Annotated in this window: 13 protein-coding genes (1 of these 13 running past the window's edge); 8 read left to right on the forward strand and 5 right to left on the reverse strand. The window is 51.1% G+C overall.

The genetic code is table 11. The features are described from left to right. The first annotated feature begins 47 nt into the window (after positions 1-47). Positions 48-902 (forward strand): carbon-nitrogen hydrolase family protein, encoded by an 855-nt coding sequence (locus BLS62_RS20630; RefSeq protein ID WP_093185105.1) that lies wholly within the window; start codon positions 48-50, stop codon positions 900-902. Beyond that, a complete protein-coding gene (locus BLS62_RS20635; protein WP_093185109.1) occupies positions 899-1,468 on the forward strand; it encodes a DUF1178 family protein in 570 nt (189 codons plus the stop codon). Before BLS62_RS20630 ends, BLS62_RS20635 begins: the two co-directional genes overlap by 4 nt. A gap of 75 nt (positions 1,469-1,543) precedes the next feature. On the opposite strand, the gene BLS62_RS20640 is transcribed toward BLS62_RS20635, so the two are convergent. The 3 genes from BLS62_RS20640 to ubiG form a co-directional block, all read right to left on the reverse strand. Continuing rightward, positions 1,544-2,113: a phasin family protein gene (locus BLS62_RS20640; protein WP_093185113.1), complete on the reverse strand. Its 570-nt coding sequence runs from the start codon at positions 2,111-2,113 to the stop codon at positions 1,544-1,546. Between the two features lie 223 nt (positions 2,114-2,336). Beyond that, positions 2,337-3,044, reverse strand: a complete 708-nt coding sequence (locus BLS62_RS20645; protein WP_208990997.1) for an alpha/beta fold hydrolase — start codon at positions 3,042-3,044, stop codon at positions 2,337-2,339. 25 nt (positions 3,045-3,069) lie between these two features. Beyond that, positions 3,070-3,846 (reverse strand): bifunctional 2-polyprenyl-6-hydroxyphenol methylase/3-demethylubiquinol 3-O-methyltransferase UbiG, encoded by a 777-nt coding sequence (ubiG, locus tag BLS62_RS20650; protein WP_093185123.1) that lies wholly within the window; start codon positions 3,844-3,846, stop codon positions 3,070-3,072. Positions 3,847-4,002: 156 nt separating this feature from the next. Between ubiG and BLS62_RS20655 the strand changes: the two genes are divergently transcribed. The 5 genes from BLS62_RS20655 (at position 4,003) to BLS62_RS31395 (ending at position 11,102) form a co-directional block, all read left to right on the forward strand. Beyond that, on the forward strand, positions 4,003-5,253 hold the full coding sequence (locus BLS62_RS20655) for an aspartate kinase (RefSeq protein ID WP_093185127.1): 1,251 nt from the start codon (positions 4,003-4,005) through the stop codon (positions 5,251-5,253). A gap of 94 nt (positions 5,254-5,347) precedes the next feature. After that, on the forward strand, positions 5,348-7,612 hold the full coding sequence (ptsP, locus tag BLS62_RS20660) for a phosphoenolpyruvate--protein phosphotransferase (RefSeq protein ID WP_093185132.1): 2,265 nt from the start codon (positions 5,348-5,350) through the stop codon (positions 7,610-7,612). Between the two features lie 82 nt (positions 7,613-7,694). Beyond that, positions 7,695-8,768, forward strand: a complete 1,074-nt coding sequence (prfA, locus tag BLS62_RS20665) for a peptide chain release factor 1 (protein WP_093185136.1) — start codon at positions 7,695-7,697, stop codon at positions 8,766-8,768. Then, complete coding sequence (gene prmC, locus BLS62_RS20670; RefSeq protein ID WP_093185141.1) at positions 8,768-9,652, forward strand: peptide chain release factor N(5)-glutamine methyltransferase; 885 nt, start codon at positions 8,768-8,770, stop codon at positions 9,650-9,652. The genes prfA and prmC overlap by 1 nt, the downstream gene beginning before the upstream one ends. Before the next feature lie 445 nt (positions 9,653-10,097). Then, a complete protein-coding gene (locus tag BLS62_RS31395; protein ID WP_200798550.1) occupies positions 10,098-11,102 on the forward strand; it encodes a DUF4167 domain-containing protein in 1,005 nt (334 codons plus the stop codon). A gap of 111 nt (positions 11,103-11,213) precedes the next feature. Here BLS62_RS31395 and BLS62_RS20680 read toward each other — a convergent pair whose 3' ends face one another. Continuing rightward, positions 11,214-11,984, reverse strand: a complete 771-nt coding sequence (locus BLS62_RS20680) for an MOSC domain-containing protein (RefSeq protein ID WP_093185145.1) — start codon at positions 11,982-11,984, stop codon at positions 11,214-11,216. 206 nt (positions 11,985-12,190) lie between these two features. Between BLS62_RS20680 and clpB the strand changes: the two genes are divergently transcribed. Continuing rightward, positions 12,191-14,767 (forward strand): ATP-dependent chaperone ClpB, encoded by a 2,577-nt coding sequence (gene clpB / locus BLS62_RS20685; protein WP_093185149.1) that lies wholly within the window; start codon positions 12,191-12,193, stop codon positions 14,765-14,767. 37 nt (positions 14,768-14,804) lie between these two features. On the opposite strand, the gene BLS62_RS20690 is transcribed toward clpB, so the two are convergent. Then, positions 14,805-16,083 carry the 3' portion of a M23 family metallopeptidase gene (locus BLS62_RS20690; protein WP_208990999.1) on the reverse strand. 614 nt of this gene lie beyond the right edge of the window, so 1,279 of the gene's 1,893 nt are visible here — the last part of the coding sequence; its start codon lies off the right edge, out of view; it ends in the stop codon at positions 14,805-14,807.

Below are 16,083 nucleotides of genomic sequence, written 5' to 3' on the forward strand. Positions count from 1 at the left end.
GAAGCTTAGGAAGCGTGTAGAATACTACGCTTTGAAAGTGAGATTTAATGACAAGTTTTGTGGCTGCCTGTATTCAGATGAGAACGGGTTGCAACCCGCTCGATAATTTGGAGATCTGTGAGGGGTTTGTGAGAGATGCTGCAGCTCAAGGCGCAGCCTATGTACAAACGCCCGAGATGACCAATGTGCTGGAGCGCAGCCGCAAAGCACAAACTGCCGCCTCAAGCTTTGAGGGTGATGACCCATTCCTGACGCGGCTGAGTGCTGTTGCGCGTGAGTTCAATATTTGGATTCATATCGGCTCTCTGGCTATTCGCCTGAAAGATGACAAACTTGCGAATAGGGGTTTTATGCTTTCACCGCAGGGTGAGGTCGTTGCGCACTATGACAAGATCCATATGTTTGATGTGGATCTGCCAAATGGTGAAAGCTGGCGTGAATCTGAAAGTTACACAGCGGGCGCGGTATCTCCTGTCGTTGATCTGGGCATCGCTAAGGTTGGTATGGCTATTTGCTATGATATTCGTCAGCCAGCGTTATTTCGTGCGCAGTCAAATGCTGGCGCACAGGTTTTGACTGGACCAGCCGCCTTCACCAAGCAAACCGGTGAAGCTCACTGGCATGTTTTGCAACGCGCGCGCGCAATAGAGAACGGTGCTTTTGTGATTACGGCTGCACAGGGCGGTACGCATGAAGATGGTCGCAAAACCTATGGGCACAGTTTGATGGTTGACCCGTGGGGCCGTGTGATAGCTGAGTTGGATTATGATGAACCCGGCGTACTGTTAGGTGAGATTGACCTTTCAAAAGTAGATGAAGCTCGCCAACGTATTCCAGCTATTGCAAATGCGCGCGAGTTTTCAATTACATCTATCTCTCCCAATGGGGAGATCGTCGGGTGATTAGTTATTCTCTTGCCTGCGACAACGGACACGATTTTGATGGCTGGTTTCGTAATTCTGGCGACTTTGATAAACAGAAAGAACGTGGACTTGTTGCTTGTCCGCACTGCAATAGCTCTTCCGTTAGTAAGCGATTGATGGCGCCGAACGTATCGACGTCTCGCAGCAAGAAAAAAGCGCAGGTTGAGCATCAGGTCGCGCAGGTAACTGCTGCCGCCGCTTCGCAGGCAGAAAAAGCGGCTCCACCAACACAACCATCCTCTCAGTCAGGACATGTTGAGAAGACCGAACCTGTTTCAGCGGCTTCTGCACCTGCTGTTGATTTGCAGAAGGTTCCTGCGAAAGCTAAGGAGTTGGTTGAGGCCCTCCGCGAGTTTCGCAAGCAGGTGGTCTCCTCCTCAGAATATGTTGGCGACAAGTTTGCTGAGGAAGCGCGCAAGATCCATTATGGTGAAAGTGAAGAGCGCGGCATTTACGGTGAAACAACGACTGATGATGCCAAGGAACTTATAGAAGAGGGGATTGATCTGCTGGCATTGCCCGCTTTGCCGGAAGACAGAAACTGAACTCCAACCGATCCCTAAAATGTATGTAAGGCGCAAACCGCTTGGGATGCGCCTTTTTCTTTGTGTGGAATATTCTCAGGCTGAAACGCCCTTTTTGTCCGCGGGTCGGGCCGAGGAAGGTTTATCGGCGCTCTTCTCACGACTTCGCGTACTGGTTGCTTTCCGCGGTGCGCGTCTGCGTGGCTTGGCTGGAGCTTTGGTTGGCGCAGCCTGTGCCATCGCCTTTAAGTCATCGATGCTGGTTAGAGCTTCGGATGTAGCTTTTTGGGTTTTAGAGACAGTACCTTTCATGGACGAGGTCATCTCGTTCATGTTGCGAGTGCCTTCTTGACGGCAATCCTCAAAAGCTTGCTGTACGTAGTCGCTCGCAAGACGTGAAAACTCAACGCCGGTTGGGCAGTCCCGAAGTTCCTGAAGAAAATCTGTGTTGGCTTTGGTGCGCCGGTTCATAAATGCCATGTTTGCATTCATCATCGCCTGGCAGCTTTCAAGCATGGTTTTATTGTTGAAGACTGCATGCTCCAGAGCGGTATTAGAAAGTTGATCTCCGCCCTGCGCCCAGAACCAACCTTGCCACGGCAAGTCGTCTGCCTTTGCAGTCAAGCGATCCATGGCTTCTTTCATCTCTTTGTCGATGTTAAACATCGTGCCTCCTCTGGCTCCGATCACAAATCTCGGGAGCGGCGAAAAGGGTGTTGAGACAAAAGGTTTCGAGCGAGCCTGTTGGTTAGGAAGATGCTCATTTGCCGAGAGTTCACGCCGCGTTCGCTTTAGGTTATAGGCGCAAATATTGGCAAAAAGATATCCTTGTTTCTAAGGGAACTCGGCTACTTTTCGGCAAGAATACTAGTTAAATCTATCGGAAAATTTAAGCCCCAAGCCAATCTTGCAATACTTCACTGGTATGAGCGGGATGCTCAAGAGTGGAGAGGTGGCCGCAATCGGGAATGACATGGAGTTTGCTCTGGCTGATTGCCTTATGCATTTCTAGGCTTCTGTCATGGGGGATCAGATTGTCCTGCTCACCTGCTACAATAATGCAAGGGCATTTGATTGCTGAAAGGTTTGGTCTCTGATCCTGACGATTGATAATGGCGTTTTGTTGCCTCAAATAATTCTCTGGGCCGATATCAGTAGCCATGTCAAAAACAATATTTTTTAGAGCAGTATCGGCATGGCGGGCAGGGTGGACAATCTGTGAGTACTGCATTGCTGCAATTTTGTGGTAACCACCTTTTCTAGTGATTTCCATGAGTGCGTGGCGCAGCTGTGTTTGGGGTGGTGCGTCATCCCTAGCGTTTGTGTTCATCAATGCCAAACGGCTGACGCGCTCCGGTGCTTGCCGAATCACTTCAAGGGCGACGTAGCCTCCCATTGATAGGCCAACAAGAGCAAAACGCTCAGGCGCGTGAGCAAGCAGCCGTGTGGCCATTGCTTCAATCGTGTCCTGATCACATGTCTCAGCAATGATGATTGGACGCTCTTTAAAGGTGCTGATCTGAAGGCCAAACAAGGCGCCTGTACACGCTAGTCCCGGAATAAAAACAACAGCCTCAGCAGTTACACTTTCTGGCATTTTCATTCTCCCTCTTCGCTAAGCGTTATTCTGGCTTCCTGGCTATTACCATGTAGTTTACATCGAGATCAGTTGTTCTGGACCAATGATCTGTCAGAGGGTTAAAGCTTACCCCACAGCGTTCATAGATACTCATTCCGGCTTCATTGAGTGGGGTTTCAAGCTCTTCCGGGCGTACAAGCTTTTCGTAGTTGTGAGTGCCCTTTGGCAGCCAGCGTAGAACACGCTCAGCGGCAACAATGGCAAGCGCGTAGGCTTTGAGTGTTCTGTTTATTGTGGCAACAAACATCATACCGCCGGGGCGAACCAGATCCGCGCAGGACGTCATGAAAAGAGGGACGTCGGCTACATGTTCAACAACTTCCATGTTCAGGACGATATCAAACTGTTCACCGGCCTCTACAAGAGACTCTGCTGTTTGGGCGCGGTAGTCGATGTTTAACTTGGATTGTTCAGCGTGAAGACTGGCGACTTTAATGTTGGTTTCAGAAGCGTCTGCGCCAACAACTGTTGCGCCCATGCGGGCCATTGGTTCTGCTAAAAGGCCTCCGCCACAGCCGATATCAAGAATACGCAAGCCCTCAAGAGCTTTGGGCGAAGTCTCGTCGCGGCCAAAGTGGTCACACGCATATTCTTTGATGTAAGCAATGCGAACTGGGTTAAACTTGTGGAGAGGACGGAATTTTCCAGTGGGATCCCACCATTCCGATGCAATTGATGAGAAATGCGCAACTTCCGCCGGGTCGATGGTTCCTTGTGTCGGATTTTTGGCGGGGTTACTTGGTTTTTGCGCGGTGCTCATATCTCAACTCTCCACTTTTAACGTGGTACTGGTGGGTCTAATCGCGGTTTTTGTCAAGCTGCTGGTTGCGATAGATGGGCGCTAGTTGTATGGATTGGCGCCGTTTGTAGTGATGATCAGTTTATCACAAAGGCCCTCGGAGGAACTTGGGAAGCGATGGCCCGTTTGGTTATGAAGTTTGGTGGCACCTCCGTTGCCGACCTAGAGCGCATTAGAAATGTTGCACGGCACGTAAAGCGTGAGGTGGAAGCAGGCAACCAGGTTGCTGTTGTTGTTTCCGCCATGGCTGGTGTTACGAATACTCTGGTCGGTTATACAAGAGATGCTGCAGCGCTGCATGATGCGCGCGAATATGATGCCGTGGTTGCCTCTGGTGAGCAGGTAACCTCTGGCTTGTTGGCGATTGTGCTGCAAGATATGGGTGTGGAGGCGCGGTCCTGGCAAGGATGGCAAATCCCAATCCGTACGAATGAAGCCCATGGTGCGGCGCGTATTGAGAGTATTGAAGGTCAAACTCTCATTGAGCGTCTGGAGCGTGGACAGGTCGCTGTATGCGCCGGGTTCCAGGGTGTTGCGCCAGACAACAGGCTGGCAACGCTCGGACGTGGTGGCTCTGACACGAGTGCAGTGGCAATTGCCGCCGCAATTCAGGCAGATCGCTGCGATATCTACACAGATGTGGATGGTGTTTACACAACAGACCCGCGCGTGGTTGCTAAAGCGACCCGCCTTGACCGTGTTGCTTTTGAAGAGATGCTTGAAATGGCGTCTCTCGGTGCAAAGGTTTTGCAGGTTCGTTCTGTCGAGATGGCGATGGTTCATGGCGTTCGCACGTTTGTGCGGTCCAGCTTTGATGATCCGGAAGCCCCGCAGATCGGTGCTGACGGATCACCTGTAGGTACACTCATTTGCGACGAGGATGAGATTTTGGAACAACAAGTCGTCACTGGCATCGCCTATTCAAAAGACGAAGCGCAGATTTCTATTCGTAACGTTGCTGACAAACCTGGCATTGCGTCCAGAGTGTTTGGTCCACTGGCCGCAGGCAACATCAACGTAGACATGATTGTCCAGAACATCTCTCCAGATGGGAAGACAACCGACATTACCTTTACTGTGCCAGAAAGCGATTATGATCGTGCACGAAAGGTAATTGAGGAGAACGTTGGGGAAATCGGCTTCGACAATATCGAAGGCGCTACCGATGTTGTAAAAGTTTCCGTTATAGGCATGGGTATGCGTTCGCATGCCGGTGTTGCAGCACAGTGCTTTGCAGGACTGGCTGAGAAGGGGATTAATATTCGCGCAATAACGACTTCCGAGATTAAAATCTCGGTGTTGATCGATTCCGCTTATACGGAACTTGCAGTGCGTACTCTTCATTCGCTATACGGACTTGACGGCTAGGTTTCCTACTGTCGACAATACTGTTGTGTCTTGGCACAGTCCAAGGCACAACGTGGCCTAAGGTGGCCAGCAGAAATATAAGTTAGGGCGGAGCATGCGCAGCAGCTTGGCCGGACCACGCGTACTCCTCCGTAAGCTTCGTGAAGTGATGGCGGAACCGATTAACGCGCAGGAACGGCTCGACAAGATTGTACGTCTGATCGCGGCAAATGTGGTGGCAGAAGTGTGTTCCGTGTACATTTTGCGCGCGGATGGAGTTCTTGAGCTGTATGCAACAGAAGGGCTCAATAAGGACGCTGTGCATCACACCTCATTGCGGGTTGGTGAGGGTCTCGTTGGTCTGATTTCTTCTGATGCACGGCCACTAAACTTGCCTAATGCGCAAGCGCACCCCGCGTTTGCCTACCGCCCGGAAACGGGCGAAGAGAATTATAACTCCTTCCTTGGTGTCCCCATTCTGCGTGCGGGCCGGACCCTTGGTGTGTTGGTTGTACAGAACAAAGACCACCGAACTTACTTCGAAGATGAAGTTGAGGCGCTGCAAACCACGGCAATGGTTATTGCAGAAATGGTGGCTGCTGGTGAGCTTGAAGCAATTGCTCAGCAAGGAACTACGATTGATGTGATCCGGCCAATGCATCTCAAGGGCGTTGCCCTTGCTGATGGTATTGGTCTTGGCCACGTTGTTCTTCATGAACCACGTGTGGTTATCACCAATCTGATTGCTGAGGATGCTGAGGCAGAAAGCAAGCGTCTTGAAGATTCAGTTGCTCGTTTGCGACAATCCCTCGATCATATGCTGGCAAGTGGTGAGTTTTCTCAGCACGGCGAGCACCGTGAGGTTCTCGAAGCCTACCGGATGTTTGCTTATGATCGTGGCTGGGTCCGGAAGATTGAAGAAGCGATCCGCAACGGTTTGACGGCTGAAGCTGCTGTTGAGAAGGTTCAGAGCGACACGCGCGCTCAGATGCTTCGGCAGACTGATCCTTACCTGCGTGAGCGCTTGCATGATCTAGATGATCTTGCTCACCGTCTTATTCGTGAGCTGATGGGTAAGAACCACAGCGGCGAGGAAGATCTTCCAAAAGATGCGATTATTATCGCCCGCAATATGGGCGCCGCTGAGCTGCTGGATTATGATCGTGAGCGCATTCGTGGTCTCGTTCTGGAAGAAAGCGGACCCACGAGCCACGTAACAATTGTAGCCCGTGCTTTGGGTATTCCAACTGTTGGACAGGTGGAAGACATCGTTTCGCTGGTTGAAGCATCCGATGCGATTATTGTTGATGGTGAAATCGGTCAGATCTACCTGCGCCCGGCAAGTGATGTTGAACAAGCCTTTGCTGATAAGGTTCGCTTGCGGTCCAAGCGTCAGGAAGTTTATCGTCAGCTGCGCGATGTGCCGTCCATTACCAAGGACGGGACAGAGGTAAACCTGTTGCTTAATGCTGGCTTGCTTGTAGATCTCCCAAGTTTGGTAGATGCGGGCGCGGATGGCGTCGGGTTATTCCGGACAGAACTCCAGTTTATGGTCGCCTCTGCTTTCCCACGGATGCAAGAACAGCACTCGCTGTATTCTCATGTGTTGGATGCGGCTGGCGAAAAGCCGGTGACGTTCCGCTCGTTGGATATCGGTGGTGATAAGGTGCTGCCTTATCTGCGTCTGGCTCAGGAAGAGAACCCTGCGTTGGGTTGGCGTGCAATTCGCTTTGGGTTGGACAGGCCGGGATTGTTGCGGACCCAGATCAGAGCGATGCTTCATGCTGGAGCTGACCGGTCTTTGCGGATCATGTTCCCGATGGTTGCGGATGTTTCCGAGTTCCGGCAGGCTAAAGATTATGTGGAGCGTGAACTGAAACACCTCCGTCAGCATGGTCATGGTACGCCGAAAGAACTGAAGCTTGGTGTGATGCTGGAAGTGCCGGCATTGCTGTACCAACTGGAAGAAATCTACAATGAAGTGGATTTTGTATCTGTTGGTTCCAACGACCTGTTCCAGTTTTTCTATGCGGTTGATCGCGGCAATACACTGGTTGCTGAGCGTTTTGATGCGCTTTCTGCGAGCTTCCTGCGGGCGCTGCGGAATATTGTTGTTGTGGGCGAGAAAATGGATACACCTGTTACGCTGTGTGGTGAACTGGGTGGGCAACCGCTTGGGGCCATGGCTTTGCTGGCAATCGGGTACAGAAATCTCTCCATGTCTCCCGCTTCTATCGGCCCTGTTAAGGCGATGTTACGGTCTTTGGATCTATCTGCTTTATCAAAGCAGTTGCTGGTTCAGCTGGAAGCAGGTAATGGATCGGGCGATATCCGAGAGTTCCTGACGAACTTTGCAACCAAAAACAATATTCCAGTATAAGCAACGTAAATTTGATTGCGGCAGACAAAGGTGTTGGCCGCTCATTTGCTTCATTGCCTAACGCTTAAGGAGTTGCCGCGAAATGCTGGCGCCAGAAAAACTAAATTCAATGCTAGCACGCTTTGAAGGCATCGAGGCTGAGATGGCCTCCGCTCCGGCGCCTGATGTTTATGTTAAGCTTTCGCGTGATTATGCTGAACTTGATCCAATTGTGCAGATTATTCGTTCTTTGCGTAAAGCTGAGAGCGATTTGGAAGGTGCGGAAGCCCTTTTAAACGACCCTGAAAGCGATGCGGAAATGAAGGAGCTTGCGCAGCTTGAGCGCGATGAGCTTGTTGTAACCGTTGAAGAGCTGACACAGCAAGTTCGCGTTGGCCTGCTGCCAAAAGATAAAGCTGATACTCACGACGTTATTCTTGAAGTGCGCGCAGGAACGGGCGGTGATGAAGCTGCTCTGTTCGCGGGTGATCTGTTCCGCATGTACCAGCGTTTTGCCGATGCAAACGGTTGGAAGGTTGAGGTCATGTCTTCTTCAGATGGAGATATGGGTGGCTTCAAAGAGATTATTGCAGCGATTACCGGGCAAGAAGTGTTTGGTCGGCTGAAGTTTGAGTCTGGTGTTCACCGTGTTCAGCGTGTGCCTGATACAGAATCCAGTGGCCGTATTCATACCTCTGCGGCAACTGTCGCAGTTCTGCCGCAAGCGGAAGAAGTTGACGTGGTCATCAACCCAGCGGATTTGCGCATCGATACTTATCGTGCATCTGGTGCGGGTGGTCAGCATGTGAACACGACCGATTCAGCTGTGCGTATTGTGCATAACCCGACCGGTATTGTGGTTGCAGTGCAGGACGAGCGTTCTCAGCATAAAAACAAAGACCGCGCTATGAAACTGCTGCGTGCGAAAATCTATGATGTGGAGCGTGCGCGTGCTGCGGATGAGCGGACTGAGGCTCGTCGTGTGCAGGTTGGTTCCGGTGACCGTTCTGAACGCATTCGTACCTATAATTTTCCACAGGGCCGGGTGACGGATCATCGTATCGGTTTGACGCTTTACAAACTTGAACAGATGATGGCGGGAGAGGCGACTTCTGAGGTGATTGAAGCGCTGATCCTGGACCACCAGGCAAATCTGCTTGCTGACGAAGGGCTTTAATGTCCTCTCTCTCTGAGTTGTCTCAGCTTAAGAACATTCAGGCTTTGTACCTTAAGGTGCGAAGCCTGTTTCGTGATGCGCACCTTGTTGACGGAGATCTAGATGCGCGCATTCTTGTAGCCGAGGCGTGTGGGTATGAGCCTAAGAACCTTGCTTTGCATTACGATGAAATTGTCGTGCCTGGAGCACTTTCTAGGATTTTAACGTTTGTGGAGCAACGCCTTGCAGGTAAACCTGTCGGTCGTATTTTGGGCAAGCGAGAGTTTTGGGGGTTGGAGTTTTCACTCTCAAGTGCAACTCTGGAACCTCGGCCGGATACTGAGACACTTGTGGAAGCCACGCTGGCGTTTTGTCAGGCCAATGGAGGGCTGGATAAGCCTTGGTTGTTCTCCGATGTTGGTACAGGTACTGGCGCGATCGCAATTGCGTTGTTGAGCGAGTTACCCAACGCTGTTTGTGTTGCCGTTGATGTTAGCGAAGAAGCCTTACATACAGCACGGTTAAACGCCGCGAATAATGAGGTTTTGACGCGGTTTTTAACAGTTCGAGGGTCATATTTGGATGCCTTGAAGGGGCCCTTTGATTTTGTGGTGAGCAATCCGCCGTATATTCGGAGTGAGGTGATTGAAGGCCTTACTGAGGAAGTCAAAGCGCACGATCCTATGCTTGCGTTGGATGGCGGCGAAGATGGACTTGCTGCCTACAGAGAATTGATAGGTAACGCTAAACGAGTTCTTAAGGGAAATAGTGGACTCCTTATGGAGATAGGATTTGATCAAGCTGAAGAACTTGCGAGCCTTGCAAAGGATATTGTAGGGTTAGAAGCTCAGTGTCAGCTTGATCTGGCAGGTCAGCCAAGGGTCATTGTGATTGTTTTTCCATGATTGGCGAAGAAATCAATAACTTTGAAAAAACCCCTTGGAAAATACGTCGGAACGGGATACTTTCATCTCGCCGACAAGCGGTAACAGCTAGTAGCTGAAAACGAAGGGGATGGGCACTCACTTGCAGTGAGGCGAGCCTGGCACAGACATCGGTTGATAGTTTCAAAGCAGATTGTTGAGCAACCCCTCGTATCGTTAAATTGAAAGAGCAGTGCATTTGTATTGCTGCAGACAATTGTCGGATGTCGCATTGAAGCAGATATATGTTCGATTGTGAGTACAATCGATGTTGGGCGCTTTTGTAGCTTGCTCGACTTAATCTCATTAACGGCATTTGGAATCCGGGAGAACTATAACTCCCAAGAGACTTCGATTTTGGATCGAAGCGCTGTTCCGGAAAGTTAACGGCAGAATGAGACCAGGAAATCAGAATAATAAGCAGCGTATGCGTGGACGCGGTGGTAGCAATAGCAATAGCAATAGTAGTGGCGGGGGACGTAAAGCTCCAAACGCTTTGACCAGAAGTTTTGAGTCAAACGGACCGGATGTAAAAATCCGGGGAACTGCCTTGCATATTGCTGAAAAATACCAGCAGCTTGCGCGTGATGCACATGTCTCAGGGGATCGAATTATCTCTGAGAACTATTACCAGCACGCTGAGCACTATCAGCGTATTGTAGCTGCTGCACAACCTCAACCGACACAGAGTCCTGCTCCTTCTTCTCGTAACGAGGACGATGAAGCGCCTGCTTCTGTTGAAGCACAAAATGGTGCTTTAATGAATGAAGAGCAGGAAGTTGTGGCTGCACCTCAACCCGTTATGGGTCTGGACGCACCTCAGCCGTTTATCGGATCAGTGACCGCTTCTGACGCGAATGAAGGTGCACGGCCAGCTCCGCCAGCTGTTGCCGATGACGATGACGACGATGGGCCTCGGCGCCGTGTGCGCGGAACTCGTGGTCGTGGGGTTCGTCGCCCAACAGATGATGCTCCAGTTCGATCGCGCGCGCCAGCTCGCACTCGTGCTCCAGCACGTTCACCAGCTCCGGCTCACACTCCGGTTCCAGTTAGTGCCCCAGCTCCGACTCCTGCCAGTGTTCCGGCTCCAGTTGCAGCTAGTGTCGTGGCTCCTGCCAGCGCTCCAGTTCCAGCCAGTGCGCCGAAACCGGTTCCAGCTCGTGCAGTGACTGCTCCGGCTGCGGCTCCAGTTAGCGCCCCGGCTCAGGCTCCAACTTCTGCCCCAGCTCCGGCTGAGCCTTCTGTAGCTAAAGAGGGTGGTGAAGAAGAAGCTGTGCCAAAGACACGCCGTACACCTCGGGCTCGTACTCCACGTGCAGCACGAACACAGCGTAGCCGTTCACCTCGCGTGCCTGCGCAGGATGCCCCGGAGGGCGATGCTCCGGCTCCAGCTCCGGTAGCTTTGGAAACAACTGGCGACGGCGAAAGCTAAAGTGGCCGCTTAAAAATTGAGAGGCGATAGCGATACGTTGCTGTCCTGCAAGAAATACAAAAACCCCGCCTGTGAGCGGGGTTTTTCTTTTGGTCTAAATCGGTATGAGGTCTACTCCACGTGGAGCGTGTCTCCGACTGTCAATCTGCCATCATTCAAAGCTTCTAGATAAATACCTACATCCATATGGCCGAGTGTCTCGCGGAGTGCCTTATTGATGTTGGTATCCCGCTCTGCGGTCTGTGGGTTTACATCCACAGCGGCACATCGGCGGGTTCGTTTTACGAACTTGAACTCAAGGCCAGAGCTGGAATGCACTTTGTGATCAGCCCAAGACAACTCTTCATAGGCCGGAATGCCCTCGACTAGAATGTTGGCTCTGAAGCGAGCAGGATCAATCTGAACCCCCAATGTTTCTGAAAGAGCATTTACACTCGCCATATTGACCACATGAATTGTGTTTTCAGGCGTGTCTGTGAACGAATGGGTATTGGAGTGGCGCACGCGCAACTGCCCAATCGCTTTCTCGGCCATATGCTGTGAAAAGTAAGCTGCCAGCGCAGCTTGTCCATCGGCTGTGTTGAGAGAGAGCGTGAGCTTATCTGCACCGGGCTTTGCCAGGGTGATGGTTTGTTGTTCTAACTCATATGTGCAGTTGATTTCGGCGATCTCAGCATATCGAGCCAAAACCAGAAACTTGCTCTTGGAGATATGCTGGGGTGCGGCCGGATCAAAACCGCATGGCCCGTTCTCTATGGCGTATGCCCGATCCATTGGAAATACGCCACCTGCCTGAAGATCGGCAAACTGGAGTGGGTGGGCCGTTAGGCCTTTGACCGGGTGGGTTTTGAGTGCTGCAATCTGAGCAGGTGAAAAAATCATATTAAATCCCATTGTTTAGGCAGATAGAAACTATGAGAATCAAAGGATTATGGCAAGATCTTGCGGGACCCCTCTTTTGTCGGCAGTTTGACTAACTATATGAAGGGTGTAGGAGAAAGTCTCCTACTTCGAGCGCTTATGTAAGGCTCGGACCCTCCCAAAATGCTTGGTCATGCTTCGGGTGATTTGGCACATAGGAGATATAAATGGATTTTGAGAAATACACCGACCGTGCGCGCGGGTTCATTCAATCTGCGCAAACATATGCTCTGGGACAAGGGCATCAACAATTTACTCCTGCCCATATTCTAAAGGTTTTGCTGGATGACAGCGAAGGTATGTCCGCTGGTCTGATTGAGCGGGCTGGTGGGCGTGTGCAGGATGTTCGTCTCCAAATAGAAACTGACCTTGCTGCCCTGCCAAAAGTAAGTGGTGGGAACGGGCAGTTGTACCTATCGCCAGAAACGGCGCGGCTCTTCGAGCAAGCACAAAAGATTGCCGACAAAGCGGGCGATAGTTTTGTCACAGTGGAACGGCTGCTTTTAGCTTTGGCGATGGAGAAGGACACCAAAGCTGGTAAAGCTCTGGCGCAAGGCGGTGTCACTCCAAACGGGCTTAATGAAGCGATCAATGAGCTGCGTAAAGGCCGCACTGCGGACTCTTCCTCCGCTGAAAATCAATATGATGCGCTGAAAAAGTTCGCCCAGGATCTCACGCAAGCAGCACGCGACGGTAAACTGGACCCTGTTATTGGCCGCGATGAGGAAATTCGCCGAACTATTCAGGTGCTTTCCCGCCGGACTAAAAATAACCCTGTACTGATTGGTGAGCCGGGTGTTGGTAAAACCGCGATTGCGGAAGGACTGGCTCTGCGCATCATAAATGGAGATGTGCCCGAGAGTTTGAAGGACAAAGACCTGCTTTCGCTCGACATGGGCTCCTTGATTGCCGGTGCAAAATATCGTGGTGAGTTTGAAGAGCGCCTCAAAGGCGTCCTCAATGAAGTGCAAGCCGCAGCTGGGGGAGTGATCCTCTTCATTGACGAAATGCATACACTTGTTGGTGCTGGTAAAGCGGATGGCGCTATGGATGCATCCAATCTGCTGAAACCTGCGCTTGCGCGTGGTGAGCTGCATTGTGTTGGTGCGACGACATTGGACGAATACCGCAAGCATGTTGAAAAAGACGCCGCTTTGGCACGGCGCTTCCAACCGGTGTTCGTCAGTGAACCTACTGTGGAAGATACGATCTCCATTCTTCGTGGGATCAAAGAGAAGTACGAGCTTCATCACGGCGTACGCATTTCTGACAGTGCGATTGTGTCTGCAGCTACTCTGTCGAACCGCTACATCACAGACAGGTTTTTGCCAGATAAAGCCATCGATCTTGTTGATGAAGCTGGTAGCCGTTTGCGGATGCAGGTCGATTCCAAGCCAGAAGAGCTTGATGAATTGGACAGGCGTATCATTCAGCTTAAAATTGAGCGGGAAGCGCTGAAAAAAGAAGACGAAGGTGCCACCAAGGACCGTCTTGAGCGTCTCGAAAAAGAACTGAGCGATCTTGAGGAGGAATCTAATGTTCTCACACAACGCTGGCAGGCTGAAAAAGATAAGCTGAACAGCGAGCAAAAGCTCAAAGAACAGTTAGATGAAGCTCGGACCGAGCTGGAACAAGCGCAACGGACGGGCAATCTGGCTCGTGCAGGTGAGTTGAGCTACGGGGTTATTCCCGGTCTGGAAAAGAAAATCGCCAATACAGAAAGTTCAGAGGATGTAGGAGCCATGCTTACTGAATCTGTTGGCAGTGAAGACATCGCACAGGTGGTTTCCCGCTGGACAGGTATTCCGGTCGATAAAATGCTGGAAGGTGAACGCGAAAAACTACTGCGCATGGAAGACGAGCTTGGCAAACGGGTTGTTGGCCAACTCGAAGCTGTTCATGCGGTTTCGACGGCAGTTCGGCGATCTCGTGCAGGTCTGCAAGATCCAAACAGGCCGATTGGCTCGTTCATGTTCCTCGGCCCAACTGGTGTCGGTAAAACTGAGCTGACGAAAGCGCTTGCCAGTTATCTCTTCGATGATGAGACCTCTATGGTTCGCGTGGACATGTCCGAGTTCATGGAAAAGCACAGTGTTGCACGTCTGATTGGTGCGCCTCCAGGCTACGTTGGGTACGAAGAAGGCGGTGTTTTGACGGAAGCTGTTCGCCGTCGCCCTTATCAGGTTGTTCTGTTTGATGAAGTTGAAAAAGCACACAGCGATGTGTTCAATGTTCTGCTTCAAGTGCTGGATGACGGTCGTTTGACAGACGGGCAGGGGCGGACGGTTGATTTCCGAAATACGCTTATCATCATGACTTCAAATCTCGGCTCAGAGTTCCTTGCTTCTCAAGGTGAGGGGGAAGATGCCGATGCGGTGCGTGGTCCGGTGATGGAATCGGTAAAAGCGCACTTCCGTCCGGAATTCCTGAACCGTCTGGATGAGATCATTTTGTTCCACCGCTTGCAGCGGTCGCAGATGTCTCGGATCGTTGACATTCAACTGGTACGTTTACAGAAGCTGCTTGATGACAGGAAGATGATTCTTGAACTGGACGATGGCGCTATGGGCTGGCTTGCTGAAAAAGGCTATGACCCTGCTTACGGCGCACGGCCTTTGAAAAGGGTTATCCAGAAACAGGTGCAGGATCCATTGGCTGAAATGTTGCTCTCCGGTACTTTGTCGGATGGGCAACACATCAAAGTATGCGCTGGGACGGATCGCCTGCTGTTTGAAGCGACTTAACTATTAGAAGCGAGAAGGGCCGGATAACCGGCCCTTTTTAATTACCCAATGACGCGACGCGTTGACCGGAACGCCCCGTTTCCATCAGTGCATTAATGCGATCTCTTTCGCTCTTGAAGGTTGTCAGAGCTTTCGCTTCCAAAATGCGTCCCTGAGGGACTTTGATTTTTAGCGAATTCACGAAGCGACCGTTGACCTTGACTTCATAGTGGAGGTGGTTACCGGTAGAGAGGCCAGTCGTTCCAACATACCCGATGACAGACCCCTGACGGATCTTTCCGTCTTTTTTGATGCCTTTGGCAAAGCGGGTCATGTGGTTGTATGTGGTGACGTACCCATTCGAATGCTTGATCTCGACACGCTTACCATAACCGCCTGACCACGCCGCTTTCTGAATAACTCCGTCGCCAGCTGCTAAAATAGGGGTTCCACGCGGTGCCGCCCAATCTGTTCCTGTATGAAGGCGGCGGGTTTTCAAAATAGGGTGCCGGCGCATACCAAAGCCTGAGGTGAAGCGTCCTGATGCAATGGGTTTGCGTAGTAAGAATTGTTTCGCACTTTGCCCGTTCTCATCATAGTAATCGACAACACCATCATCCGGTGTGCGGAAGCGGTAGAACCGGTAGGTTCTGCCATTGACGACAATGGAAGTGTAGAGGATTTCAGAGGCACCGTTGTTTTGGTCTGCTTCCAATCCATAGAAAACGCTCATTTCATCGCCGGCCTTAACCGGGGCATTAAAATCTACACTATAGGAGTAAATCCGGACGAGTTCTTTGATCAGGGACTGCGGGACTTCATTTTCAAGTCCAGTTTGATAGATGGAATTGTAATAGTTTGCACGTGGGCCAGATGAATTCTGTTTCTGTGAGGCAAAAGCATCCGCGACCATTTCGGAGGATGGCTCGGGAGCTACAACGAATTCTCCTTCATCGGTGCGTGCGATTGTTCCGATATGGCGCTGATTTTCATAGATGCTGACGCGAACGAGAATGCCGTCAACTGATTCAAGCTGATCTGTGTTAAGGGATAGCCGGAATATCTGGCCTGACTTGATGGATTTGATACCATAATTGTCTGTGAAGGCTTGGATATAACCCTCGGCCTCTCGTTCTGAGGCTTCACCATCCAGCAATACATCAATAAAATCTGTTTGGGTCAGAATAGGGACAATGCGTTCCTCTATCTGACTTGCTTGGGTTGTCTTGCGTGATTTTGGCTGGAAAGAAACGTTTTCTTCTGTAATGCGGACTTGAATGTTTTCAAAGGATTGCTCCGAGAGCGGTGCAAAACCAGCATTGAAATCTTCAAGGCTC

The sequence above is a fragment of the Pseudovibrio sp. Tun.PSC04-5.I4 genome (assembly GCF_900104145.1).
Classification (GTDB): domain Bacteria; phylum Pseudomonadota; class Alphaproteobacteria; order Rhizobiales; family Stappiaceae; genus Pseudovibrio.

What these genes read in the sequence shown, in the direction of transcription:
- BLS62_RS20630 (WP_093185105.1), top strand. Translation starts at nt 48, where the DNA reads ATGACAAGTTTTGTGGCTGCCTGTATTCAGATGAGAACGGGTTGCAAC.
- BLS62_RS20640 (WP_093185113.1), bottom strand. Translation starts at nt 2,113, where the DNA reads ATGTTTAACATCGACAAAGAGATGAAAGAAGCCATGGATCGCTTGACT.
- BLS62_RS20645 (WP_208990997.1), bottom strand. Translation starts at nt 3,044, where the DNA reads ATGCCAGAAAGTGTAACTGCTGAGGCTGTTGTTTTTATTCCGGGACTA.
- ubiG (WP_093185123.1), bottom strand. Translation starts at nt 3,846, where the DNA reads ATGAGCACCGCGCAAAAACCAAGTAACCCCGCCAAAAATCCGACACAA.
- BLS62_RS20655 (WP_093185127.1), top strand. Translation starts at nt 4,003, where the DNA reads ATGGCCCGTTTGGTTATGAAGTTTGGTGGCACCTCCGTTGCCGACCTA.
- ptsP (WP_093185132.1), top strand. Translation starts at nt 5,348, where the DNA reads ATGCGCAGCAGCTTGGCCGGACCACGCGTACTCCTCCGTAAGCTTCGT.
- prfA (WP_093185136.1), top strand. Translation starts at nt 7,695, where the DNA reads ATGCTGGCGCCAGAAAAACTAAATTCAATGCTAGCACGCTTTGAAGGC.
- prmC (WP_093185141.1), top strand. Translation starts at nt 8,768, where the DNA reads ATGTCCTCTCTCTCTGAGTTGTCTCAGCTTAAGAACATTCAGGCTTTG.
- BLS62_RS31395 (WP_200798550.1), top strand. Translation starts at nt 10,098, where the DNA reads ATGCGTGGACGCGGTGGTAGCAATAGCAATAGCAATAGTAGTGGCGGG.
- BLS62_RS20680 (WP_093185145.1), bottom strand. Translation starts at nt 11,984, where the DNA reads ATGATTTTTTCACCTGCTCAGATTGCAGCACTCAAAACCCACCCGGTC.
- clpB (WP_093185149.1), top strand. Translation starts at nt 12,191, where the DNA reads ATGGATTTTGAGAAATACACCGACCGTGCGCGCGGGTTCATTCAATCT.